Annotated in this window: 23 protein-coding genes and 1 pseudogene; 5 read left to right on the top strand and 19 right to left on the bottom strand. The window is 71.3% G+C overall.

Annotated elements, in window-relative coordinates; all coding sequences use genetic code 11:
* Positions 1–213 precede the first annotated feature (213 nt).
* A complete protein-coding gene (locus OG245_RS33645; protein WP_371627112.1) occupies positions 214–1,026 on the top strand; it encodes a tyrosine-protein phosphatase in 813 nt (270 codons plus the stop codon).
* Positions 1,027–1,068: 42 nt separating this feature from the next.
* On the opposite strand, the gene OG245_RS33640 is transcribed toward OG245_RS33645, so the two are convergent.
* The 17 genes from OG245_RS33640 to OG245_RS33560 form a co-directional block, all read right to left on the bottom strand.
* Positions 1,069–1,242, bottom strand: a complete 174-nt coding sequence (locus OG245_RS33640; protein ID WP_018955417.1) for a DUF6126 family protein — start codon at positions 1,240–1,242, stop codon at positions 1,069–1,071.
* Between the two features lie 65 nt (positions 1,243–1,307).
* A complete protein-coding gene (locus OG245_RS33635) occupies positions 1,308–1,916 on the bottom strand; it encodes a helix-turn-helix domain-containing protein (RefSeq protein WP_371627111.1) in 609 nt (202 codons plus the stop codon).
* Positions 1,917–1,989: 73 nt separating this feature from the next.
* Positions 1,990–3,387, bottom strand: coding sequence for an aspartate aminotransferase family protein (locus OG245_RS33630; RefSeq protein ID WP_371627110.1), 1,398 nt, complete (start codon positions 3,385–3,387; stop codon positions 1,990–1,992).
* Between the two features lie 91 nt (positions 3,388–3,478).
* The gene (gene hpnH, locus OG245_RS33625; RefSeq protein ID WP_371627109.1) at positions 3,479–4,498 is read right to left on the bottom strand and encodes an adenosyl-hopene transferase HpnH; all 1,020 of its coding nucleotides are present in this window, start codon (positions 4,496–4,498) and stop codon (positions 3,479–3,481) included.
* A 5-nt stretch (positions 4,499–4,503) separates the two neighbouring features.
* A complete protein-coding gene (locus tag OG245_RS33620) occupies positions 4,504–5,151 on the bottom strand; it encodes a 1-hydroxy-2-methyl-2-butenyl 4-diphosphate reductase (RefSeq protein ID WP_371627108.1) in 648 nt (215 codons plus the stop codon).
* A complete protein-coding gene (gene shc, locus OG245_RS33615) occupies positions 5,151–7,151 on the bottom strand; it encodes a squalene--hopene cyclase (protein ID WP_371627107.1) in 2,001 nt (666 codons plus the stop codon). Before shc ends, OG245_RS33620 begins: the two co-directional genes overlap by 1 nt.
* A 107-nt stretch (positions 7,152–7,258) precedes the next feature.
* Positions 7,259–8,362, bottom strand: coding sequence for a polyprenyl synthetase family protein (locus OG245_RS33610; protein ID WP_219613151.1), 1,104 nt, complete (start codon positions 8,360–8,362; stop codon positions 7,259–7,261).
* Positions 8,359–9,744 carry a hydroxysqualene dehydroxylase HpnE gene (gene hpnE / locus OG245_RS33605; protein ID WP_371627106.1) on the bottom strand — a complete coding sequence of 462 codons (1,386 nt, stop codon included), beginning with the start codon at positions 9,742–9,744 and terminating at the stop codon, positions 8,359–8,361. The genes OG245_RS33610 and hpnE overlap by 4 nt, the downstream gene beginning before the upstream one ends.
* A 118-nt stretch (positions 9,745–9,862) precedes the next feature.
* Positions 9,863–10,783 carry a presqualene diphosphate synthase HpnD gene (gene hpnD, locus OG245_RS33600; protein WP_371628059.1) on the bottom strand — a complete coding sequence of 307 codons (921 nt, stop codon included), beginning with the start codon at positions 10,781–10,783 and terminating at the stop codon, positions 9,863–9,865.
* Between the two features lie 29 nt (positions 10,784–10,812).
* Positions 10,813–11,724: a squalene synthase HpnC gene (gene hpnC, locus OG245_RS33595; protein ID WP_371627105.1), complete on the bottom strand. Its 912-nt coding sequence runs from the start codon at positions 11,722–11,724 to the stop codon at positions 10,813–10,815.
* A 413-nt stretch (positions 11,725–12,137) separates the two neighbouring features.
* Positions 12,138–12,923 carry an ABC transporter ATP-binding protein gene (locus tag OG245_RS33590; RefSeq protein ID WP_371627104.1) on the bottom strand — a complete coding sequence of 262 codons (786 nt, stop codon included), beginning with the start codon at positions 12,921–12,923 and terminating at the stop codon, positions 12,138–12,140.
* Positions 12,916–13,845 carry an ABC transporter permease gene (locus OG245_RS33585; RefSeq protein ID WP_371627103.1) on the bottom strand — a complete coding sequence of 310 codons (930 nt, stop codon included), beginning with the start codon at positions 13,843–13,845 and terminating at the stop codon, positions 12,916–12,918. The genes OG245_RS33590 and OG245_RS33585 overlap by 8 nt, the downstream gene beginning before the upstream one ends.
* 101 nt (positions 13,846–13,946) lie before the next feature.
* Positions 13,947–14,819 carry a glycosyltransferase family 2 protein gene (locus OG245_RS33580; RefSeq protein ID WP_371628058.1) on the bottom strand — a complete coding sequence of 291 codons (873 nt, stop codon included), beginning with the start codon at positions 14,817–14,819 and terminating at the stop codon, positions 13,947–13,949.
* Between the two features lie 8 nt (positions 14,820–14,827).
* Complete coding sequence (locus tag OG245_RS33575) at positions 14,828–15,607, bottom strand: CDP-alcohol phosphatidyltransferase family protein (protein ID WP_371627102.1); 780 nt, start codon at positions 15,605–15,607, stop codon at positions 14,828–14,830.
* Positions 15,585–16,646: an iron-containing alcohol dehydrogenase family protein gene (locus OG245_RS33570; protein ID WP_361327158.1), complete on the bottom strand. Its 1,062-nt coding sequence runs from the start codon at positions 16,644–16,646 to the stop codon at positions 15,585–15,587. The genes OG245_RS33575 and OG245_RS33570 overlap by 23 nt, the downstream gene beginning before the upstream one ends.
* Entirely contained in the window at positions 16,634–17,371 is a 738-nt protein-coding gene (locus OG245_RS33565; protein ID WP_371627101.1) for a sugar phosphate nucleotidyltransferase, read from the bottom strand. Before OG245_RS33565 ends, OG245_RS33570 begins: the two co-directional genes overlap by 13 nt.
* Positions 17,368–19,128, bottom strand: a complete 1,761-nt coding sequence (locus OG245_RS33560; RefSeq protein ID WP_371627100.1) for a DUF5941 domain-containing protein — start codon at positions 19,126–19,128, stop codon at positions 17,368–17,370. The genes OG245_RS33565 and OG245_RS33560 overlap by 4 nt, the downstream gene beginning before the upstream one ends.
* Positions 19,129–19,443: 315 nt before the next feature.
* Between OG245_RS33560 and galE the strand changes: the two genes are divergently transcribed.
* The 4 genes and pseudogenes from galE (at position 19,444) to idi (ending at position 23,096) form a co-directional block, all read left to right on the top strand.
* On the top strand, positions 19,444–20,421 hold the full coding sequence (galE, locus tag OG245_RS33555) for a UDP-glucose 4-epimerase GalE (protein WP_371627099.1): 978 nt from the start codon (positions 19,444–19,446) through the stop codon (positions 20,419–20,421).
* Between the two features lie 180 nt (positions 20,422–20,601).
* A complete protein-coding gene (locus OG245_RS33550; protein WP_371627098.1) occupies positions 20,602–21,543 on the top strand; it encodes a cation diffusion facilitator family transporter in 942 nt (313 codons plus the stop codon).
* Positions 21,544–21,872: 329 nt separating this feature from the next.
* Positions 21,873–22,397, top strand: a pseudogene (locus OG245_RS33545) (GNAT family N-acetyltransferase); the annotation flags it as partial.
* 105 nt (positions 22,398–22,502) lie between these two features.
* Complete coding sequence (idi, locus tag OG245_RS33540) at positions 22,503–23,096, top strand: isopentenyl-diphosphate Delta-isomerase (RefSeq protein WP_371627097.1); 594 nt, start codon at positions 22,503–22,505, stop codon at positions 23,094–23,096.
* Positions 23,097–23,123: 27 nt separating this feature from the next.
* On the opposite strand, the gene OG245_RS33535 is transcribed toward idi, so the two are convergent.
* A complete protein-coding gene (locus OG245_RS33535) occupies positions 23,124–23,579 on the bottom strand; it encodes an ATP-binding protein (protein ID WP_371627096.1) in 456 nt (151 codons plus the stop codon).
* A gap of 146 nt (positions 23,580–23,725) precedes the next feature.
* Positions 23,726–24,349 carry an HdeD family acid-resistance protein gene (locus OG245_RS33530; RefSeq protein WP_371627095.1) on the bottom strand — a complete coding sequence of 208 codons (624 nt, stop codon included), beginning with the start codon at positions 24,347–24,349 and terminating at the stop codon, positions 23,726–23,728.
* Positions 24,350–24,403: the final 54 nt, after the last annotated feature.

Raw genomic sequence — 24,403 nt, 5'->3', positions numbered from 1 at the left:
TACCATCTCCCCCATTAGCGGGGCATGTTCTGCGAAATGCACCAATACGGACATCGGGCCGGCTTCCCTCCTGACGCCGGGTCAGCGAGGCCGTCCCGACACCGCGCGCCGGGGCGCACGACCGTGATGATTTTCCGTCGAATCGATGTCGTATCGTCACGGGAGCGCCCTCGCCGGCGAGCCGCGCCGACGCCAGAGATCCCAGGAGCCACCGTGACGCAGCAGGTGCCGCAGGTCCCGCCGACAGAGACCGTGCTGACCGGAGTCCGCAACTTCCGCGACGTGGGCGGGCTCCCCACCGCGGACGGTCGGCGCACCGCCTTCGGACGGCTCTACCGGAGCGGCCACCTGGCCCACGCCACCGCCGAGGACGCGGCCTTCCTCGGCGGGCTCGGACTGCACACGGTCTTCGACTTCCGCCACTCCGCCGACCACCGGCTCGACGGGTACGACATCGAGCTGCCCGGTGTCCGCAATGTCAGCATTCCACTCTCGGACCCGGCCGACGGCACCGAGTTCTGGCGGCTGGTGAGCGACGGAAGAATCGAGCAGCTGCGCTCGGTCCTGGCGGACGGCAAGGGCGCCGACCGCATGATCCGGATGTACCGCGCGACGATCGAGGAGCGCACCGCCGAGCACAGCCGGGTGCTGCACTCCCTGGCCGAGGACAGCGTCCCCGCCCTGATGCACTGCGCGGCGGGCAAGGACCGGGCCGGTCTCTCGATCGCGGTCGCCCTGCTGGCGGTCGGCGTCGAGCCGGAGGCGATCGAGGAGGACTACCTCAAGTCCAACGACCTCCACCGCCGCTACGACGTGAAGCGCTCCGAGGAGTCCGGCTCCGGGATGTCGCCCGAGGTGATGGAGCTGCTGGACCCGCTCTTCGGGGCGCGGCCCGCCTACCTCGCGGCGGCCTTCACGACCATCGAGGAGAACTGGGGCACGACGGACCGCTACCTGGCGGAGGGGCTGAAGGTCTCCCCCGGGACCCGGGAGCGGCTGCGCGAGCGCCTGCTCGACCAGGGCTGACCCGGACGGGCAATCCGTCCGGGGCGGAGGGTCGTCCCGCCGTCACTTGCTCCCGGCCACCACGAAGAGCAGGTAGAGGAAGCCCGCGATGACGTGGCCCGCCACCAGGTAGGCGAAGAGCCGGATGATCACACCGCGCGGCATCCGCTTCTCCTGCGGGTCCTCGTTCGGGCGGCGGCCGGGACCGAGCGGGTCGTAGTGTTCGGAATCGGACATGACGGTCCTCTCTGTCGGCCTCGCGGCCGGTGGAGCGAAGGGTGGAGCCGGCCGGGACGGCCGGTTCAGCGCGCGTGGAGGGCGTTGCCGAGGCACAGCTCGGCGGCGGGGCTCTGCAGCAGGGAGTGGACGAAGAGCAGCTCCGCACCGCAGCGGTCGACGGCCGCGATCCGGTGCGGGGTGAGCGAGTCGAAGTGGGCGCTGTCGCCGGGTTCGAGGTCGTGGACGGTGTCGCCGAGCCCGATCCGCAGCCGCCCCTCCAGGACGTACAGCCACTCCTCACCGGGATGCACCCGGACCAGGTCGCCCTGGGCGCCGTACGGAACGCGCACCCGCAGCGCCTGCATCGCGCGGCCGGACCCACCGGCCTGCCGGTACATCCAGCCGTCGGCCTCCGCCCCCTCGAAGCCGCCGCCGCGGACGATCGCGTCCCGTTCGGGCGGTTGCTCGCCGAGCAGCTCGGAGACCGTCGTACCGTAGATACGGGCGAGCCCCAGCAGCATCGGCAGCGAGGGCTGCCTGCGGCCGGTCTCCAGCCGGGAGAGATGGGCCGGGGAGAGTCCGGCCCGGCCGGCGGCGGTCTCCAGGGTGAGACCGCGGTCACGGCGCAGGTCACGCAGTCGGGGCGCGACGCCGGGAAGCTCGTCCGGCACCCCTTCGTCCGGAGTGTTCATGCCTCCATTGGGCCAGGATCTTTCCTCTGAGGCAAATAACTTACCTCAGAGGCAATTCCCGTTCCCGGGCGAGTCAGCGGTTGGCCACGGCCTGCTTGACCAGTGTCCGGCCGAAGTCCCACATCAGTCCGCCGCCGCTGTGCGCGTCGTCCATGACGGACGTGAAGGCGGCCACGAAGCGGTCCACCTCCGCGTCCCCGATGACCAGCGGCGGGATCAGCTTGATCACTTCCAGGTGGTCGCCGGAGACCTGGGTGAGGATGCGGTGCTTCTGGAGCAGCGGCACCACGACCATCTGCGCGAAGAGGCCCTTGCGGGCCGCCTGGAGCATGGTCCAGCGGCTGCGGAGCTTGAGCGAGGCGGGCCGGCCGAACTCGATGCCGATCATCAGCCCGCGCCCGCGGACCTCGTGCAGCAGCTCGTAGCGGTCCACCAGGGCCGCCAGCCGCTCGCGCAGCAGATCGCCGGTGCGCCGGGCGTTGGCGACGGTCTCCTCGTCCTCCATCACCGACAGGACGGCGAGCCCGGCCGCCATCGCCTGGGCGTTGGAGCCGAAGCTCGCGGAGTGGACGAGAACCCGGTCCATCGAGGAGTAGACCTTGCGGAAGATCCAGTCCTTGCCGAGGGTCGCGCCGACGGGCACATAGCCGCCGGAGAGCGCCTTGGCGACGCACACCAGATCGGGCTCCACCCCCTCCTCGTGCTGATAGGCGTAGAAGTCCCCGGTCCGGCCGAGACCCGTCTGCACCTCGTCGACGATCAGCAGCGCCTTGTGCCGGTGCAGCAGCTCCTGCGCCTCGCGCAGATGACCGGGCGGCGCGGCGTGCACGCCCTTCCCCTGGATCGGCTCCACGACCAGGGCCGCGACGTCGCCCCGCTTCAGCTCGCGGCGCAGCGCGTCCAGGTCGCCGAGCGGGACCGGCGTGTCCGGCAGCAGCGGCGCGAAGCCGTCACGGAAGCCGCTCTCCCCGTTGACCGAGAGGGAGCCGGTGGTGAGTCCGTGGAAGGCGTGGTCGCAGTAGAGGATCCGGGGCTTCCCGGTGGCGCAGCGGGCGAACTTCAGCGCCGTCTCGACCGCCTCCGTGCCGCTGTTCCCGAAGAAGACGCGGTCCAGGTGCGGGCTGTGCGTCAGCAGCTTCTCGGCGAGCAGCCCCGGCAGCGGCTGGCAGTCGAAGCGGGTGAGGTCGGCGAGCTGGGCGTCCAGGACGTCGTGCAGGGCCCGGCGGACGACGGGGTGGTGGCGGCCGAGGCCCATCACGCCGAACCCGGCGAGCATGTCGAGGTAGTCGTTGCCCTCCGCGTCCCAGAAGTACGCGCCCTCGGCCCGCTCGTAGACCTTGTCGAAGCCGATGGTGTGCAGCATGCGTGGAAGCTGGTGGTTGAGGTGGCGTGCGTGCAGGTCGTACCGCTCGGCCCCGCGCTCGGCCAGGAGCCGGGCCAGGTCGAAGCCCTGGGATCCGCCGTCGGTCATCGCCCGCTCTTCCCTTCGGATGTGCTGCGCCATGGGGGCCGGCCGCCCCGGGAGTCCCGCGGCGGCCGGCCGTATCTCGTCGGACACCGCCTCAGCGGTTGCTGCTGATGGTCTCCCGCGCCGCACGCAGGGATTCCTTCAGGGACCCCATGGTGGCGAGCACCGCCGTGGGCTCGTAGCCGCAGTGCGCCATGCAGTTGGCGCAGCGCGGGTCCTTGCCGCGCCCGTACTTCTCCCAGTCGGTCTCCTCGATGAGCTGACGGTACGTCGGTACGTAGCCGTCGCTCATCAGGTAGCAGGGGCGCTGCCACCCGAAGAGCGAGTAGTTGGGGATCGCCCACGCGGTGCACGGGAAGTCCGCCTTGCCCTCCAGGAAGTCCAGGAAGAGCGGTGAGTGGTTGAGCCGCCAGCGGGCCCGGTTGCCGCCCGCGAAGGCCTTCTTGAACAGCTCACGGGTCTGCTCCACGCCGAGGAAGTGCTCCTGGTCGGGGGCCTTCTCGTAGGCGTAGGCGGGAGAGATCATCATCTCGTCGACGTGCAGGTCGTCGTTGAGGTAGTTGAGGACCTCGATGATGGTCTGCGGGGTGTCGGTGTTGAAGAAGGTGGAGTTGGTGGTGACGCGGAAGCCGCGCCGCTTGGCCTCCTTCATCGCGGCGACGGCCTCGTCGAAGACGCCTTCCTTGGCGACCGACTCGTCGTGCCGCTCGCGCAGTCCGTCGATGTGCACGGCGAAGGCGAAGTACGGGGACGGGGTGAACTTGTCGAGCTTCTTCCGCATCAGCATCGCGTTGGTGCAGAGGAAGACGTACTTCTTCCTCGCGACGAGTTGACGCACGATCTCGTCGATCTGGGGGTGCATCAACGGTTCGCCGCCGGCGATGGACACCATGGGGGCGCCGGATTCGAGCACCGCGCCCACCGCCTGGGCGACCGGCATGCGCTGCTTCAGGACACCGGCCGGGTGCTGGATCTTCCCGCAGCCCTCACAGGCGAGGTTGCAGGCGAACAACGGCTCCAGCTCGACGATCAGCGGGAACTTCTCGCGCTTGCGGAGCTTCTGTTCGAAGAGATACGTCGCGACCTTGATGGACTGACGGAGCGGCATGGCCATCTGGCTCACCTCCTGGGGAGCAGTAAGGATCGGTGCCATTCGTAGAAAGCCGGAAGTACGGCACGAAGAACGAGGAACGCCGATATTCCACCGCGTACGGTGCCGATGCGGACGAGCTCATGCTCTGGAGCGTCCACGACCACCCGGACGGCCGCAACCGGGCGCGGCCCGTGGCACAGGGCGGTACGCAGTGTCGCGGCGGACTCCATGTCCACCGCGATGGCCCCGCCGGCCCGCAGCGCGGCCCGCTCCGAGCCCCGTACGACGTGGTCGGAGCCGGTCAGCGGGCCGGTGTGGACCCTGCGGCCCGGAACGGCCCTGGCGAGCGAGGCGACCAGGACGCCGGTGCCCGTGCAGGGCGTGGTGCCGTCCGCGTCCCGGGTCTCCTCGGCGACGACCAGGTCCCCTGGGTGCATCCCCGGGGCGAGGCCGGCGCAGAAGCCGGAGGCGATGACGGCGGCCTCGGGGATCCCGCCGGGGCCCAGGAGGCGCGCCACGGCCGCTTCGGCCGCCCGGGGGCCCATTCCGGTGCGCAGGACCCGGACCGGGCCCGGGGCGCCCCTGCCGCTGCGCAGGGCCACCTGCTCGATGCCGAGGGCGCAGGCGACCAGCAGCGGGGGCACGGGGCTCCCGGGCCCTCTCGGATCGCCCATCAGGCCCCCTCGGAGGTGTCCGCGCGGTCGGCGAACGGGTCGCCGTACACATAACGCCCGAGTGCGGTGAGAGGGAAGACCTGGCGGTAGAGGTGGTAGTTGATGGAGAAGTCCCAGGGGAAGCCGGTGCCGGTGAAGTACGGCTCGTCCCAGGAGCCGTCGGCCTGCTGCGCCCCGGTCAGCCAGGTGACCCCGCGGGCGACCGGGCCGGTGTCCCGGCGGCCGGCGGCGAGGAGGGCGAGCAGCGCCCAGGCGGTCTGGGAGGCGGTGGACTCACCGTGCCCGATCCACTTCTCCTCCTGGTAGGAGCGCAGGTCCTCGCCCCAGCCGCCGTCGTCGTTCTGGACGGACTCCAGCCAGGCGACGGCCCGGCGGATCGCGGGATGCCCGGCGGGCAGTCCGGCGGTGATCAGGGCGGGCACCACGGAGCCGGTGCCGTAGACGTAGTTGACGCCCCACCGGCCGAACCACGCCCCGCACGCCTCCTGTTCGGCCAGCAGCCACGCGATTCCCTCGCGGGTACGGGGGTGGTGGGCGAGGCCCTCGACGGCGAGCATCTCCACGACGTGGCCGGTGACGTCGGCCGACGGCGGGTCGATGACCTCGCCGAAGTCGCAGAAGGGCAGGCGGTTGGGGAAGGGGCTGGTGTTGTCGGCGTCGAACGCGCCCCAGGCCCCGTTGCGGGACTGCATCCCGAGGTTCCAGCGGACCCCGCGGTCGATGGCCGCCTGCATGCGGGCGGGGTCGGGGTGGCGCACCCGGCGCAGTGCCAGGACGACTTCGGCGGTGTCGTCGATGTCCGGGTAGTTGTCGTTGTGGAACTCGAACGCCCATCCTCCTGGGGCGAGTTCGGGCTTGCGCACCGACCAGTCACCGGGTCTGGTGATCTCCTCGGCCAGCATCCAGTCGGCGGCCTTCACCAGAGCGGGGTGGTCGGGTCTGAGTCCGGCGTCGGCCAGCGCGATGGTGGCGAGGCAGGTGTCCCAGACGGGCGACTGGCAGGCCTCGACCATACGGGCGCCGTCCTCGCGCCGGACGGCGAACCGGTCGAGCGAGGCCAGGCCCGCCCTCATCACCGGGTGGTCGAGGTCGTAGCCCAGCAGGTGCAGGGCGATGATGGAGTAGACGGCGGGCGGCTGGATGCCGCCCCAGCAGCCGTCGTTCTCCTGCCGCTCGATGATCCAGCGCGCGGCCAGGTTCATCGCGATGCGGCGCAGTGGGCGCGGGGCGACCTTGTGGTAGAGGTGCAGCCCTTTGTCGAGGCGCTGGAAGAGCCCGTCCCAACTGGCGGGCGGGGCGAGCTTCCTGGCCGGGTTGGGGTGGTCGGGGTCGGTGTGCAGCTCGTCCAGGGCGAAGGGGGCGGGGCGCACCGGGCGCTTCGCGGAGACGACGGTGAGCGGCACGATGGTCTGCCGGGCCCAGCAGCCGAAGTCGTAGATGTTGAGCGGGACCCACTTGGGGAAGAACATCAGCTCGGGCGGCAGTTCGGGGAGGTCGTCCCATTTCCACCAGCCGAACAGGGCCAGCCAGATGCGGGTGAAGACGCGGGCGGCCGCGATGCCGCCCTGCTCCCTGATCCAGCCGGAGGCGCGTGCCATGTGCGGTTCGTCGGGGCGGTCCCCGGCCAGTCGCAGGGCGACGTACGCCTCGATCGTGGCGGAGAGGTCGCCCGGTCCGCCGTAGAAGGTGTTCCAGGTGCCGTCGCCGAGCTGTTCGCCGCGGATGAAGAGGGCGGCGGCCCTGGTGGTCGCGGGGTCCTGGATGCCGAGGAACTGACGCAGGAGCAGGTCCTCGGCATCCATCGTGACGTTGGTGGCGAGGTCGCCCTTCCACCAGCCCTGCTCGTCCTGTCTGCCGAGGAGGTGCTCCACCGAGCGTTCCGCGGCCCGCCGCGCGGCGACGGTCACGTCGTCCATGGCGATGGTCGTGTCGGTCGGATCGGCTGCCGGGGCCCCGGAGAGGTTCGCGGCCCCGGTCGATCCGTCGGTCGTCGCTGTCATGAGCTTCCCCTTCGTGCAGTGGTTTCTCTGCTGTGCTGGGGTCTCCGTCGGCCGGCGCCCGGTCAAGGGGCGCCGGCCGGCGACTGCGAGTCATATGCGAAGAGTGGTCATCTCTTTCGTACCACCACGAAGTCGGCGAGCTCGGTGAGCTGCTCCCGCACCCGGTGGGGCATGTCGACGGCGTGCAGCGCCTCGATGGCGACCGCGTGCTGGCGACGTGCTTCCTGGGCGGTCCACTCGCGGCCGCCCGCCTCCTCGATGAGTGCCGCACGGGCGGCGAACTCCTCTTCGGAGAAGCTGTCGAAGTCGTTGCTCTTCGCGTCGGCGGCGAGCAGTTCGCCCAGCCGCTCGGAGGCCTCGCCGCCCGCGGCGAGCGCCGCGACGACGGGCAGGGACTTCTTGCGCTGGCGCAGGTCGCTCCAGGTCTGCTTGCCGGTGGCCTCCGGGTCGCCCCAGATGCCGAGGAGGTCGTCGACGGCCTGGAAGGCGAGACCGAGGTGGTAGCCGTACGCCTCCAGAGTGTCGGCGGTGCGGTCGTCCGCACCGCCGAGCACCGCGCCGATGGAGACGGCGCAGGCCAGCAGGGCGCCGGTCTTGTTGCCCTCCATCTCCAGGCACTCCTCGACCGTGACCCGCTCGCGGTGCTCGTAGGAGATGTCCTGGGCCTGCCCGTCGATGAGCTTGCGGGTGGCGGTGGTCAGCCTGCGGGCCGCCCGGCCCGCCTCGACCGTGCCGAGCTCCAGCAGCAGGTCGTAGGCGAGCGCGAAGAGCGCGTCGCCGACCAGGATCGCCTGGGCCGGGCCGTGCACCTTCCAGACGGTGTCGCGGTGACGGCGCTGCTCGTCGCCGTCCATCAGGTCGTCGTGCAGCAGCGAGAAGTTGTGCACGAGTTCGACGGCCACCGCGCCGGGGATGCCGGCCTCGGCGGGGGCGCCCGCCGCCTCGGCGGACAGCAGGGCGAGCGCGGGGCGCACGGCCTTGCCGCCGTCGCCGTCCGAGGGCCGCCCCTCGGCGTCGATCCAGCCGAAGTGGTAGGCGGCGACGGTGTCCATGGGCGGCGCGAGCCGGCCCACGGCAGCCCGCAGGACCGGCGCTGACAGGGCTCGTCCGCGCTCCAGAAGCGCGGTGACGTCCGCGGTGTCCGCCACGGTGTCGAAAGCCGGATTCGCCGGGGTCACAGACTCTCCTCTTGTTCCGGTGGTACTGCTCATGCCGCCTCCTGCAGCGGATGTCCTGGGGTGCGGCCGAGGTCGTGGAGCGCCGCGTCGGCGGCGTCGGCGCCGCTGCGCACGGCGCCCTCCATCGTCGCGGGCCAGCCGGTGTCGGTCCAGGCCCCCGCCAGCTGGAGACCGGGCAGCCTGGTGCGGGGGCCGGGGCGCAGCCGCCCGACGCCCGGGGCGGGCGCGAAGGTGGCGGTGCGCTCCCGGGTGACGAAGAAGTCGCGGATGCCCGCGCCGCGGGCGGCGGGGAGCAGCCGCTCCAGCTCGGGCAGGTAGCGGGCGCGCAGTTCGGCGACGGGGAGGTCGATCTCGTCCTGGGCGGCCGACTGCGAGACGGCCAGATACTGGCCGGGTCCCTTGAGGCCCGAGGAGTGGGTGCGGTCGAAGACCCACTGGACCGGGGAGCCGATGGCGGCGAAGAACGGCCTGCGCAGGACCTTGCGGTCGTAGACGACGTGCACGTTGAGGATGGGTGCGCAGGCGATGTCGAGCAGCAGGTCCGGCTCGTCCAGCGCGCCCTCGGGCAGCAGGTCGTGGGTCTCGGTCTGCGGCACGGCCAGGACGACGGTGTCGGCGGTGATCCGCTCCCCCGCCGTCTCGACGTGCCAGCGGCCGTCCTCGGTACGGGTGACGGAGCCGGCCCTGGCGCGCAGTTCGGTGCGGACGCCCGCGGTGTCCAGGGCCTTGCGTGCGAGGGTGTCGTGCAGTTCGCCGAGCGGCACGCCGGCCCAGCCGATGTCGGCGGCGCCGGGCTCGGAGAGCAGGCCGGTCTTGAAGACCTTCGCCGCGAGCGCCATGGAGGCGTTCGGGGCGGTGGCGTTGAGCGTGGCGACGCCGACGAGGTCCCAGAGGGCCTCGATGGCGCGCTCCGACTGGCCGTGCCGCCGCAGCCAGGTCGCGAAGTCGACGCGGTCGAGCTCGGGGTCTGCGGGGTCCAGGCGGCCGAGCGCGAGGGCGGCGCGGCCCACGCTCGCCTTCTCGGCGAGCGAGAGGTGCGGGTAGGCGGCGAGTCCGCCGGCGAGGTGCAGCGGTACGGGCAGGCCGGTGCGCCGCAGCCGTCCCAGGCGCGGCCCCGCGGCCCGGCCGACGTCCAGCACGGGCACGTCCAGGCGGTCCTGGATCGGGGCCAGGTGGGCGGCGTCGATCCGGTCGAGGAACCAGCGGTAGCCGGTGCAGCAGCGCAGGTAGACGTGCTGGCCGTTGTCGACGGTGAGGTCGCCGCGCTGGAAGGAGAAGGCGAGTCCGCCGAGGCGGGGCCGCCCTTCCAGGAGGGTCACGTCGAGTCCGGCGTCGGCGAGGCGGAGGGCCGCCGTGACGCCGGCGAGTCCGCCGCCGACGACGACGGCGACGGGGCGTGGGCTCTCGTCGTTCATGCGTGCCCCTCTCGCCGGGCCGGTGCGCATCGCCGGGTCCTCACCCTGGAGATCGTCGCAGTCAGTGACGCGTCGGGCCACTGGAGGGTTGCCCGGGAGCCGGAGCGGCGGGGGCGCATCAGGCTCGCCCCCTGGCGGTGAGCTTCGAGATGTGGCGGGCGTCCAGGCCGGACAGCCCGCGCACCGCGACGTAGGCCTTCTCGTGGCCGGGCAGCGAGACCCGTCCGCGCAGTACGGCCTCGGGGTCGCGCTCGATCCGGTCGAGGAGGCGGCGGTAGATCCCGGCCATCGCCGCGACGCAGGCGCCGCTGCGGCGGTCGAGCATCGGCAGCAGCCGGTACCCCTCGGCGAACAGGGCGCGGGCGCGGCGGACCTCGAAGTGGATGAGGCCCGCGAAGTCGGACCCGGGGGGCGGGGTGGTCCGGTGGAAGCCGGCCGAGCAGCCGAATTTGGCCAGGTCGTCGGCGGGCAGGTAGGTGCGCCCGTTGCCGGCGTCCTCGCGGACGTCGCGCAGGATGTTGGTGAGCTGGAGGGCGAGGCCGAGGGTGTCGGCGTACTCCGCGGCGCGCTCGGCCCCGCGGGCGCCCGGCGCGGTGCCGAAGACGCCGAGGCTGAGGCGTCCGATGGCTCCGGCGACGCACCGGCAGTAGGACTTCAGGTCGTCCCAGGTCTCGTAGGTGGCGCCCCGGACGTCCATCAGGACGCCGTCGATCAGCTCGTCGAGCCCGCCGAGCGGGAGCGGGAACCGCTGGGCGGCGTCGGCGAGCGCGACGGCCACCGGGTCGGTGTCGTCCTCGTCGACCGCGTCCTTGCGGATCCGCTCCAGCAGTTCGCGGGTGCTCTCCAGCCGGGCCCGCTTGGTCTCCGGGGCCAGCTCCCCGTCGCCGATGTCGTCGACACGACGGGAGAAGGCGTACAGCGCCGACATGGCCTGCCGCTTCTCGTACGGCAGCAGTCTGATGCCGTAGGCGAAGTTACGGGCCTGCTGTCCGGTGACGGCCTCGCAGTAACTGTATGCGGCCTGCACCGGCGGCGACATGTACGTCGTCTGTCCCTCCACGGTCCGGCTCACCTCTCTCCACGCGCTCTTCGCAAGACGATTCCCACTTCGCGCAGCAGGCTGGGCTTGGTGGGCTTGGGCGGTCCGGGCAGTACGTCGAACCCGGCGGCCGAGATCGCCGTGAGCGCGCTGCGGCCGCCCCCGACGAATCCGGCGAGGAGCAGTCTGAGCCTGCCGTCGACGCTGCCCACCAGCGGGGGGCCTTCGTCCAGCAGCTCGCTCGCGCGCTGGGCCTCGTACGCGATCAGGGCGCGCACCGAGGCTCCGGCGGAGGGCGCGGCCAGGTCGGATGCGGTGACCCGGAAGCGTTCCATGTCCTCGGCGGGCAGATAGATCCGGTCGCGTTCCAGGTCCTCGGCCACGTCCTGCAGGTGCTCGACGATCTGGAGCGCGGTGCAGACCGCGTCGGAGCGGCGGACGCGTTCCGGGCTCGCGGTGCCGGTGAGGGCGAGGACCAGGCGGCCGACCGGGTTCGCCGAGAGCTCGCAGTAGGCGGCGAGGTCGGCGTAGGTGCCGTAGCGGCGGATCTTCTGGTCCTGGCGGTTGGCCTCGATCAGGCCGAGGAAGGGCTCGGGGGTGAGTGCCCGGCGCCGCACGGTGGGGCGCAGACCGCGCAGCAGCGGGTGGTGCGGCTCCTCGCCGGTGGTGGCGAAGACCCGGTGGAGATCGGTCTCGAAGGCATCGAGCATGGCGAGGCGGTCGTCGCTCTGCTCCGGCTCCAGCCCGAGGTGTCGGGCGTCGGCGCCGCCGGGGGCGAGGTCGCCGTCGCCGATGTCGTCGACGAGCCGGGCGAAGCCGTAGACCGCCATCAGGTCGTCGCGCCAGGCCCGGGGCAGGAAGAAGGGCGCCACGGGGAAGTTCTCGTCCGCGGCCTTGCGGAGGGTGGCGTCACCGATGCGCGTGTCGGGGGTCGAGGTCACTGCGGACCGCCCGGCGCGGGGACGGCGAAACCACGCCGGAGCTGGAGATCTTCCGTCATTGCCGTCACATCTCCCGTTCTACACTGCCGATTCAAAACAACCCTTTTCGGACACGCCGCTCAGCCTTCCGAGTGCACTGCGACAGAGCGGCCGGTGCCGGGGCGTATCGCCCTACTTGCCATGAATCAGCACCGCTACAGCTTACGTTGTACAGCTCACAGGGGATCGGCGGGGTGGAGCGCCCGCCACCGCTTCCCGGCCGTTCCCGTCAACCTTCCCCGCGCGTGGCGGAATTGACGTCATCCGCCGGGAGGAGATCGCCCCGGGGCCCTGCCGCGGACGGTCCGCACGGGGCCGGGCACCGCGCGGCCCCCGCCGGACCGGTCCGGCGGGGGCCGCGGAGAACAACCGGGCTACTTGCCCGTTTCGCGCTCGTACGCCTTGAGGACTTCCTCGGTGGGGCCGTCCATCAGGAGTTCGCCCTTCTCCAGCCAGAGCGCGCGGTCGCAGGTGTCCCTGATCGACTTGTTGTTGTGGCTGACCAGGAAGACGGTGCCCGCCTCCTTGCGCAGCTCGCGGATCCGCTCCTCGGAGCGGACGCGGAACTTGCGGTCACCGGTGGCCAGCGCCTCGTCGATCATGAGGACGTCGTGGTTCTTGGCGGCGGCGATGGAGAAGCGCAGCCGGGCGGCCATGCCGGAGGAGTACGTCCGCATCGGCAGGGTGATGAAGTCGCCCTTCTCGTTGATGCCGGAGAACTCCACGATGTCCTGGTAGCGCTGCCGGATCTCGTCCTGGCTCATACCCATCGCCAGTCCGCCGAGCACGACGTTGCGCTCACCGGTCAGGTCGCTCATCAGCGCGGCGTTCACGCCGAGCAGCGAGGGCTGACCGTCCGTGTACACCTGGCCGGATTCGGTCGGCAGCAGGCCGGCGATGGCGCGGAGCAGCGTCGACTTGCCGGAGCCGTTGGTGCCGATGAGGCCGATGGCCTCGCCGCGGTAGGCGGTGAAGGAGACACCGCGCACGGCGTGCACCTTCCGGACGCCGCGCGGCTCGCCCTTGCCCCGCCGCATCATGCGGCTCAGCGCGGCGGTGGCGCTGCCCCGTCCGCCGCCCGTTCCGTTGACCCGGTACACGATGTGCACGTCGTCGGCGATCACGGTGGGGATGCGCCCCTGCGCGTTGTCGTCAGCCACGGCCGTACCGTTCCTCTGCCTTCCAGAAGTACACGAATCCCACGACCCCCAGCAGCGCGGCCCAGCCCAGGCCGACGGCCCAGACGTGGTCCGGCAGGTTCTCGGAGCCGTATCCGTCGATCAGGGCGAAGCGGACCAGGTCCATGTAGATCGCCGCCGGGTTGTACTGCAGTACGTCCGCGATCCAGGCCGGCTTGTCCTTGAGCATCACCGGGATGGAGAACATGACGCCCGACGCGTACATCCAGGTCCGCATGACGAACGGCATCAGCTGCGCGAGGTCGGGGGTCTTGGAGCCGAGCCGCGCCATGACGAGGGCCAGGCCCGTGTTGAAGAAGAACTGGAGGATCAGGGCGGGGATCACCAGCAGCCACGACAGCGAGGGGTAGCTGCCGAAGATGATGGCGACCGCGACCAGCACGATCATCGAGAACAGCAGCTGCTGGAGCTGCTGGAGCGAGAAGGAGATGGGCAGTGAGGCCCGGGGGAAGTGGAGGGCCCGGACCAGTCCGAGGTTGCCGGAGATCGCGCGGACGCCCGCCATCACCGAGCTCTGGGTGAAGGTGAAGACGAAGACGCCGGTGACCAGGAACGGCACGAAGACGTCGTGGGGAATCCCCTCCCTGGTCCCCAGGATCAGCCCGAAGATCAGGTAGTAGACACAGGCGTTCAGCAAAGGTGTGACCACTTGCCACAGCTGGCCCAGTTTGGCCTGGCTGTACTGCGCGGTCAGCTTCGCCCGGGAGAAGGCCAGGATGAAGTGGCGTCGTCCCCAGAGCTGTCGCATGTACGCGATCAGCCCCGGCCTGGCGCCGCTCACGGTCAGGCCGTACTTGGCGGCCAGCTGGGCCGCGTCGAGGCCCTCGTCGGCGGACGGCGGGGTCCCGAGGGCTACCCCACCGTCGTGGGTCGTGTCACTCACAAGTTGAAACTCTCGTCTTCACGCGCAGCCAGTCGCGGGCGCGGCTCAGGCGGACAGGTTCCGGAAAGAAAATACGCCTCATGCTCTCAGAGGAAAGCCTCTCAGATGACCGGAGGTCGGCCCAGCCTCGTCAGCCGCCACACCGTACGCCACTTCATCGGGCGCCGAGGCCCGCAGGGAGTGGACCAGCCTTCCCTGAATCCGCCGAACCAGGCCTTCAGCGCGGGCGCCGATGGACGCCTGACCAGGGTCAGCAGCAGCCAGACCCCCAGATAGAGCGGGACCAGCGGGGCGGGCAGGTTGCGGCGGGCGAGCCAGACCCGGTTGCGGGCGACCATGCGGTGGTAGACCGCGTGCCGGGACGGGGCGGTGGTGGGGTGGTTCAGCACCATGTCCGCGCGGTAGTCGATCATCCACCCGGCGTCCAGCGCCCGCCAGGCCAGGTCCGTCTCCTCGTGGGCGTAGAAGAAGTCCTCCGGCAGCGGGCCCACCTCGGCGATCACCCGGGTGCGTACGGCGTTGGCGCCGCCCAGGAACGTCGTCACGCGCGAGGAGCGCATCGGGTCGGCGGCCCGCAGCCGGGGCACGTGCCGCCGCTGGGTGGCGCCGGTGTCCGGGTCGGCGATCCGGAAGGTGATGATCCCGAGCTTCGGGTCCGCCGCGAACGCCTGGCGGCACAGCTCGGCGGTGTCCCGGCCGGGGAGCAGCCCGTCGTCGTCCAGGAAGAGCAGCGCGTCCACGTCCGCCCCGCGGGGGCCGAACGCCTCGATGCCGACATTGCGGCCGCCGGGGATGCCCAGGTTCTCGGGCAGTTCCACCGTGCGCACCCCGGGAGGCACGTCGGGGACCGGGGCTCCGTTGCCGACCACCACGACCTCGATCCGGTCACCGTGCTGGGCGGTGACCGAATCGAGGAGGGCGCGGAGCTCGTCCGGGCGGTTGCCCATGGTGATGATCACCGCGCCCAGTTTCATGGGAAGGGTCACTTCAGCCTGCTGGACGCCAGGACGGACACCAGGTGCAGCAGGGTCTGCAGCAGCGCGATGCCGGCCATCACCGCGACGGTGAGGCGGGTGTAGAAGAGGTCGCCGCCGAACGCGTCGATCACGGCCACCACCAGGATCACCAGCGAGGCCTCGATCCCGAGGATCAGCCGGTGGAACTTGAGTGCCGCCGCCGCCCTGCGGGCCAGGGCCATGCCGGAGGAGCGCGGCTCGGACGCCGCCTCCTTCACCGGGGGCATCCCGCCCTGGTGACGGGCCACGCCGACCAGGTCGGTCTCCGCCTTGATGAGGATCGCACCGAGGGCGGCGAGGGTGCCGAGGAACGCCCAGAGCCAGTCGATCCGGCCCTCGCCCCAGATGTCGGCGGCGCGCAGGCCGAGGCCGACGAGCACCGCCGCGTCGCACAGATAGGCGGCGACCCGGTCCAGGTAGACCCCGCTGAGCGAGTACTGCTTCTTCCAGCGGGCCAGCTCGCCGTCCACGCAGTCGAACAGGAGGTAGAGCTGGACCATCACCACGCCGAGCACGGCGCCCCAGACGCCCGGCACCAGCAGCGCCGGTGCGGCCAGGGCCCCGGCCAGCGTCATCACGTACGTGACCTGGTTCGGCGTGACGCGGGTGTTGACCAGGTAGCGGTCCACGCGGAGCGAGATCTCGCGCATGTACATGCGCCCGGCCCAGTGCTCGCCGCTGCGCCGGTCCTTCACCCCCGGAGGGTGGACGACCGGACGGAGTTCAGCTACTGATGGTCGTCGCATAGTCGGCGTACGCGTCCCTGATCTGGTCGGTGGACAGGTTGAGGTGCTCCAGGACCGTGAAGCGTCCCGGACGCGTCTGCGGCGCGTAGTCGACGGCCTTCACGAACTCGTCGACGCTGAACCCGATCTCCTCCGGCATGACCGGCAGACCGTGGCGGCGCAGTATCGATGCCATCAGGAGGGACTCCTGGCGGGCACCGCGCAGATGCATGGCGAAGCAGGCGCCGAGGCCGACCTGCTCACCGTGGCTGGCCGCGCGCTGGGGGTAGAGCAGGTCGAAGGCGTGGTTGATCTCGTGGCAGGCGCCGGACGCCGGGCGGGAGTCGCCCGCGACCGACATCGAGATGCCGGTCAGCACGAGCCCCTCGGCCAGCACCTTCAGGAAGGCGTCGTCGCCCACTCCGCCGGGGTGGCGCAGCACGGCCTCGCCCGCCTGGCGGGCCATCGCGGCCGCCAGGCCGTCGATCTCCTCGCCGTTGACCTCGTGGGCCAGCTCCCAGTCGGCGACGCAGGAGATGTTCGAGATCGCGTCGCCGATGCCGGAACGGACGTAACGGGCGGGCGCCTCACGGATCACGTCGAGGTCGATGACGACGGCGATCGGGGTGGGGACCCCGTAGGAGCCGCGGCCGTTGTCGTTGTCCAGCGTGGCGACCGGCGAGCACAGGCCATCGTGCGAGAGGTTCGTCGCGACGGCGACCATGGGCAGCCCGACCCGCGCCGCGGCGTACTTCGCCACGTCGATGATCTTGCCGCCGCCGAGGCCGACGACGGCGTCGTACCGGTTGCCCTTGATGCCGTCGGCGAGCTTCACCGCCGAGTCGATCGTGCCGTCGGACACCGGATACCAGTCGGCACCCGGCAGGACCGGGGCGAGCCTCTCCCGCAGGGCGCGCCCGGAGCCGTCGCTGATCGCGATGGCGAGCTTGCCCGAGGAGGAGATCCGCTGATCGGCCAGGAGACCCGCCAGATCGTCCATGGCGCCGCGCCGGATGTCGACGACGACCGGGGACGGAATGAGCCGGGTCAGTACTGGCACGCGATCTCACGGCCCTTCTTGAGGTCGTCGTGGTTGTCGATCTCCACCCAGGTCACGGTGCCGATGGGGGCGACGTCGACGGTGAAGCCGCGGTTGACGAGCTCCTGGTAGCCGTCCTCGTAGTAGAGGTCGGGGTCGCGCTCGAAGGTGGTCTTCAGCGCGTCCGCCAGTTCCTCGGCCGCCTCGGCCTCGATGAGGGTGACGCCGATGTACTCGCCGGTCGCGGTGGCCGGGTCCATCAGCTTCGTGATGCGCTGGACGCCCTTGCCGTCCTCCGTGATGACCTTCATCTCCTCGTCGGCGAGGACCTTCTCGGTGTCCAGGGCGAGGATGATCTTCTGGCCCTTGCCGCGGGCGTCCAGGAGGGTCTTCTCGACGGAGACCGGGTGCACGGTGTCGCTGTTGGCGAGGATCACGCCGCGCTTGATGACGTCACGGGCGCACCAGAGGGAGTAGGCGTTGTTCCACTCCTCGGCCTTGTCGTTGTCGATGAGCGTGAGGGTGACGCCGTAGGTCGCCTCCAGCTCGGCCTTGCGGGCGTAGACGGCCTCCTTGCGGTAGCCGACGACGATCGCGACCTCGGTGAGGCCGACCTCGGCGAAGTTGGCGAGCGTGAGGTCGAGGACCGTCTTGTCGCCGTCGACAGGGACGAGCGCCTTGGGAAGCGTGTCCGTGTAGGGGCGCAGACGTCGTCCTGCACCGGCTGCCAGTACGAGGCCGATCATGCGAGTTCTCCTTCGTCGTGTACGGCGGGGGCCGAGGAGGACACCCAGAAGCGGATGGACTCCACGAGCACCACGAGAGCCACGGCGACCGCGAGCGCGGTCAGGGCCGTGGTGAAATCCGAGGTGTGGGTGAGTACGGCGGCGAGGACGGCCACCAGCGCGGTCCGGCCCTCGTGTCCACCGATCGTCCGCACCAGCCACTGGGGCGGCGCGCCGGTGCCTCCGCGAATGCGGTACACCGTGTCGTAGTGATGGTAGGCGACGGCCGAGATCAGCCCGAAGGCCGCCGGAACGGCGTGCGGGGCGTCGCTGCGGGCCGCCAGCACCAGGATCGTGACGTACTCCGCGGCCCGGAAGAACGGCGGCACCAGCCAGTCCAGCGCCCCCTTCAGCGGGCGGGCGACGGCGAGGCCGGAGAGGAGCACGTACACCACGGCCGCGGCGACGGTGAGCGGGCTGCCGTACGGCAGGAAGAGGGCACCGCCGACCATGACCAGGGTGCCGAGCAGGGCCACCGCCGGGGCCGTGAACGCGCCCCGGAGGCCGGGGGCGACGGCCGCGACGGCCTGCGCCAGGGGGCCGGAGTCGGCGAGGTCCGCGAGGGCCCGCGCGGCGCGGTCGGTGCGGTCGGCCCTGCGGGTCAGCGAGCGCAGCAGGCGGCCGGCCGTGGTGTAGCAGGCGGCCAGGGAGCAGCCGACGAGCAGGGCGTAGAAGACGATGCGCGGGGTGGTGAGCGCCGTGAGCACGGCGATCATGGCCCAGCGCTCGCCGATCGGCAGCACGATCATCCGCCGTACCCAGACCGTCCAGCCGACGCTGTCGAGCTTGTCGGAGAGGGCGGCGGTGGGGCTGGTGTTGGCGACCGCGTCGTGGTTGGCCTCGTTGAACGAGAAGTCCACGACATGGCGGCAGGCCTGGAGGACCATCGCGCCGAGCGCGAGGACCCATACATCGTCACCTCCGCCGCCGCGTACGGCGCCGATGGCGAGCCCGGCGTAGTACGCGTACTCCTTGGCCCGGTCGAAGGTGGCGTCCAGCCAGGCGCCCATCGTGGAGTACTGCAGCGAGTAGCGGGCGAGCTGCCCGTCGGTGCAGTCCAGCACGAAGGAGACCAGGAGCAGGATCCCGGCGGCGACGTAGCCGCCCCGGGTTCCGGTGGCCGCCGCGCCCGCCGCGATGAGCGCGGTGATCAGGGAGGCGGTGGTGACCTGGTTCGGGGTGAGGTTGCGGCGGGCGCACCAGCGGGCGATGTAGCGGGAGTAGGGGCTGACGCAGTAGGTGGTGAAGAACCCGTCGTGGGCCTTCACCGCGTTGCGCAGCCGTACCGCCTCGTCGTCGACCGAGGTGAGCCCGGCCACGGCGGCGGCCTCCTGCTCGGGGTCCGTGGGGACGGCCGCGACGAGCGAGCCGAGCGCGGGGCGCTGTACGGGAGTGCCCTCGGCCTCCAGCGCGACGGCGATCCGGCCGGGGACGGTGCGGTCCTCGGGCGCGGGGTCCGCCTCCGGCTCGACGACCGGGGCGCCCGCGCCGACGGCGGCGGCGGTGCGGTGCAGGGCGCGCAGCAGGGCGCCGCGCGCCTCGGGCTGGGCGGTGAGCGCGCCGGGGACGGTGGCGGCGGGGAAGCGCGGGTCGGTCAGCCCGAGCCGCAGCGCGTGGACGTGGCCCACGAAACGCGGGTCGACGAGGGCGACCCGGCGGCCGGCCGGGACGGCGGCGAGGAGGGCCGCGGCGTCAGCGGCGTCGGTGGCGCTCTGCACGTCGAAGCCCAGGGACCGCAGATCGTCCGCGAGCGACGACCCGGGCGCCGGCGTACCGGTGAGGATGGCGGTCGACAGACGAACTCACTCCTTGGCACTGACGTGGACGACACACGGCGGCACCGCCATGAGGCGGGCCGGCGGCGTGTCGGCTGAGGCTATCGGATGAACGGAAGGCCGAGTTCACCGCCCGTTTGTGCGCTGTACGGGTGGACCTGCATGCCCGGGCGGCGTCGACGATCATCATCATCGATCGGAGGCCCGGCCCACAAACCGCGCCCGGACCAGGTGAGCGGGACGCTTAGGCTGGCGCTCATGACATGGCTGATCACAGGCGGGGCGGGATACATCGGGGCACACGTGGCGCGGGCCATGGTCGCGGCGGGCGAGCGGGTCGTGGTGCTCGACGACCGCTCCAGCGGCATCGTGGACCGGCTGCCGGACGCCGTCACGGTGGTGGAGGGCTCGACCTCCGACCGGGCCCTGCTGGACCGGGTGCTGGCCGACCACGCGGTGGGCGGTGTGGTGCATCTCGCGGCTAAGAAGCAGGTCGGCGAGTCCGTGGAGAAACCGCTGCTGTACTACCGGGAGAACGTGGCGGCGCTCGCCGTCCTGCTGGAGGCCGTGGTCGCGGCAGGGGTGTCGCGCTTCCTCTTCTCGTCCTCGGCGGCCGTCTACGGCGTACCGGACGTGGACCTCATCACGGAGGAGACACCCTGTCTCCCGATCAACCCGTACGGCGAGACCAAGCTCACCGGCGAGTGGCTGGTGCGGGCCGCCGGGAAGGCCCACGGGCTCTCGACCGCCTGCCTGCGGTACTTCAACGTGGCGGGCGCCGCCGCACCGGAGCTCGCGGACACCGGGGTCTTCAACATCGTGCCGATGATGTTCGAGCGGCTGACGCGCGGCGAGGCCCCGCGGATCTTCGGTGACGACTATCCGACGCCGGACGGCACCTGTGTCCGTGACTACATCCACGTGGCCGATCTGGCGGAGGCGCATCTCGCCGTCGCGCGGCGGCTGGACGGAGCGGGCGCCGGCGACCTGACGCTGAACGTCGGCCGGGGCGAGGGCGTCTCGGTCCGGGAGCTGGCCGAGGTGATCGGCGAGGTGACGGGCCACGGCCTGAAGCCGGTGGTCGAGCCGCGCCGGGCCGGTGACGCGCCGACGGCCGTGGCGTCGGCCGCGCGGATCTCCGAGGAGCTGGGCTGGACGGCACGACGGGACGTGCGCGCGATGGTGGAGTCGGCCTGGGAGGGCTGGTGCCTGCGCCACCCCGAGGCGCGTTCGTGATCGGTGGCGGCTCGCGTCGCCCCTCGTGTCAACGCTCTGACCTGCGGAACGTTTCCGCAGGTCAGAGCAGATGACAACGGTGTTCAGTGCCGTGTTGCCCATACCCCCCGCCCGTAGTTCACTGGCCATGTCGGGGCGGTTCCGCCCCGGTGCCGTCGCATGGACCTGGAGGCGTTTCGCATGGGGGCTGGCCACGATCACGGGCATACGCACGGCGGTCCGCCACCGACGGGCACGGCGGCCGCCGCGTACCGGGGCAGGCTCCGGGTGGCCCTGGCGATCACGCTGAGCGTGATGGTCATGGAGATCGTCGGCGGGGTGCTCTCCGACTCGCTGGCCCTGATCGCGGACGCCGCCCACATGGCCACCGACGCCCTGGGACTCGGGATGGCGCTGCTCGCCATCCACTTCGCCAACCGTCCGGCCGGGCCGAACCGCACCTTCGGTTTCGCCCGCGCGGAGATCCTGGCGGCGCTCGCGAACTGCCTGCTGCTGCTGGGGGTCGGCGGCTATCTGGTCTTCGAGGCGGTCGAGCGGTTCATCACCCCGGCCGAGACGAAGGGCGGACTGGCCATCGCGTTCGCCGCCGTCGGCCTGGTGGCCAACATCGTCTCCCTCTCCCTGCTGATGCGCGGGCAGCGGGAGAGCCTGAATGTGCGGGGCGCCTATCTGGAGGTGCTGGCCGACACCCTGGGCTCGCTCGCCGTGATCATCTCGGCCGCCGTCATCATGGCGACCGGCTGGCAGCCCGCCGACCCGATCGCCTCCCTGGTGATCGGCCTGATGATCGTCCCGCGGACCGTGAAGCTGCTGCGGGAGACCCTGAACGTGCTCCTGGAGGCGGCGCCCAAGGGTGTGGACATGGCGGAGGTACGGGCCCACATCACGGAGCTGCCCGGGGTCCTGGACGTCCACGACCTGCACGCCTGGACGATCACCTCGGGCATGCCGGTGCTCTCCGCCCACGTGGTGGTCCGCCAGGAGATGCTCGACTCGATAGGGCACGAGAAGGTGCTGCACGAGCTTCAGGGCTGCCTCGGGGACCATTTCGACGTGGAGCACTGCACCTTCCAGCTGGAGCCGAGCGGCCACGCGGAGCACGAGGCACGGCTCTGCCACTGAGACAGCCCTTGGGCGGACCGAGGCGGTACCGGGCGGTGCTAGGGTGATGTCGCTGAGACGTTCGAGTCTCGCCGTGGAGCGGAACCCGGTGACACCGGGACCTTTCGAGAGGAGCTGAGGTTGATGACGGTCGCGACGACGCCTTACGGGCGCGGCAATCGATCCTTTCTCATCTCCCGGGTTTCCGGCTAGGTCCCGTCTCGTCCCGGATCAGGTCGGAGCCCTCACACCCAAGGGTTCCCACGTTGACCGACCACACCGACCACACTGACAACGCCTCGCGCGGCGAGGCCTTCTTCACGCCCGACGAGCCCGGCCACGGCGCCCCTGTGCCGCACCCCGCCGGTCCCCGGTGGACCACCCGCCCGGAGACGCCCGCGGACCGTGCGGCCGTGCACGCGGTCAACACGGCCGCGTTCCCGACGCGGGACGAGGCGGACCTCGTGGACGCCCTGCGGGCCGACGCCGAGGCCTGGCTGCCGGAGCTCGGCCACATCGCCGAGGCCCCGGACGGTTCCCCTGCGGCGTACGCGCTGCTGACCCGCTGCCGGGTGGGCGACGCCCCGGCGCTCGCCCTGGCCCCGGTGGCCACCTCTCCCGCGTACCAGCGGCAGGGTGCGGGACAGGCCGTGGTGCGGGCGGTGCTGGACGCCGCCCGCCTGCGCGGCGAGACGCTGGTGCTGGTGCTAGGGCATCCCGAGTACTACCCGCGCTTCGGTTTCGTACCGGCCTCGCGGTACGGCATCCGGCCGGGTTTCGAGGTCCCGGACGAGGCGATGATGGCCCTGGTGCTGGACCACTCCGTCCCCGTTCCGGCGGGCGTGATCCGTTACCCGGCGGCCTTCGGGGTCTGACGGTCCGTCCGGCCCGAAGTGCGGACAAGCGGCTTTTGTACGGCAGACTTGACCGGACTCCAGGGGTCCGGCGCACGAGGCCGGGGACCAAAGCGAAGGATGGGTATGCCGACCACACCAGCCACCGCGACGCACAGCTCGTCGAACGGCACCGCAGAAGCGATCATGCTCGAACTGGTCGACGAGAACGGCACCACCATCGGCACCGCGGAGAAGCTGGCGGCCCACCAGGCCCCCGGACAGCTGCACCGCGCGTTCTCCGTCTTCCTCTTCGACGAGCAGGGGCGGCTCCTGCTCCAGCGCCGGGCGCTCGGCAAGTACCACTCCCCCGGCGTCTGGTCGAACACCTGCTGCGGGCACCCCTACCCCGGTGAGGCCCCGTTCGCGGCCGCCGCCCGGCGTACGTACGAGGAGCTGGGGCTCTCCCCCTCGCTGCTGGCCGAGGCCGGAACGGTCCGCTACAACCACCCGGATCCCGCATCGGGACTGGTGGAGCAGGAGTTCAACCACCTGTTCGTGGGAATGGCGCAGACGGCGCTGAAGCCCGACCCCGAAGAGGTCGGGGAGACCGCCTTCGTGACGGCCGCGGAGCTGGCGGAGCGGCACGCGCGGGCGCCGTTCTCGGCGTGGTTCATGACGGTGCTGGACGCGGCACGGCCGGCGATCCGTGAGCTGGCGGGTCCCTCCGCGGGCTGGTGAACCCTCGCTCGTATCCGTACGGGGCGGTCAGAGCTGCGTCTTCAACGGCAGCGCCGCCCAGATGATCTTCCCGCCGCTCGCGGTGTGCTCGACGTCGCAGGTGCCGCCCGCCTCCTCGGTGATCACCTTGACCAGCAGCAGGCCCCGGCCGCCGGTCTGCGCGTAGTCCGTCTCCAGGGCGGTGGGGCGGTAGGGGTGGTTGTCCTCGACCGAGACTCTGACCCGGTCGGCGGCGATGGCCACCTCGACGGCCAGCTCCGGCGAGAGCAGCGCCGCGTGCTTGACGGCGTTGGTGACCAGCTCCGAGACGATCAGCAGGAGTCCCTGGAGGATGTCGTCCTCGACCGGCACGCCCTGCCGGTCGAGGAGGTCGCGTACGGCGTGCCGGGCGCTCGGCACGGACGCGTCCACGGCCGAGGCGGTGAAGCGCCACACCCCCTCGTACGACACGGGATCGGCAGGGGCACTCCCGAGGCTCTCCATCGTCCGGCACCAGCTCTCACTCGCACTGCACTGACCGTCGAGTAAAGAGTGTTGGGAAAGGCCTGGTCAGGACCGTGCCACTGACCGGAAGTAGCCAGGTATCGGCGCTATTTGACCAAACACGCGCGTTCCCGGCAGCCCAGCGACTACTTCCGCTCGTCTTCCGGTGGATTGATCGGCTCGTCCGCGGTCGGAGGAGTTTCATCGCGCCGCTCCGAGACCATGCTGACGATGCGCCGGCCGCCGACGCCGACGGCGATCAGGCCGAGCCCGTCGAACAGCAGGGCCAGCGAGAAGAAGCAGCCGAGGACGTAGAGGCTGCTGTGCGGCCAGTCGAACAGCACCAGCAGGCCCAGGAGCAGGCCGAAGGCTCCTTGCAGCAGCGTCCAGCCCATCTGCGGACCGCGCACCACGACGCTGCCGACCAGCCGGAAGACCCCGCCGGTCAGGAAGAGCAGGGCGGCGAACATGGTCAGCGCCTCGGCCGTGCCCTCGGGGTGCTTGATGACGACGACACCCGCGGCGATGTTGAGGGCCGCGACCACCACGCCCAGCCAGAAGTAGTTCGTACCGCGTGACTCGATCGCGTGCAGCAGCCCGACCAGACCGCCGACGAGCAGCAGCCAGCCGAAGAGCAGCATCGAGGTGAGCGTGGCGAGGCCGGTGTAGACGAGGCCGATGACGCCCGCGATCACCAGCAGCGTGCCGAGCAGCGCGAGCCAGCCGAAACTTCGGCTGAGTTTCCGGCCCTCGGCGGTGGGCTCGTTCATCGACGACTCCTTACGGTGCGTACCCGCCCCGCGACCCCTTCTTGATCATAGGTT

Origin of the sequence: Streptomyces sp. NBC_01116, from assembly GCF_041435495.1 — a bacterium.
GTDB lineage: Bacteria > Actinomycetota > Actinomycetes > Streptomycetales > Streptomycetaceae > Streptomyces.
This window is presented reverse-complemented; position numbering and strand designations above follow the sequence as displayed.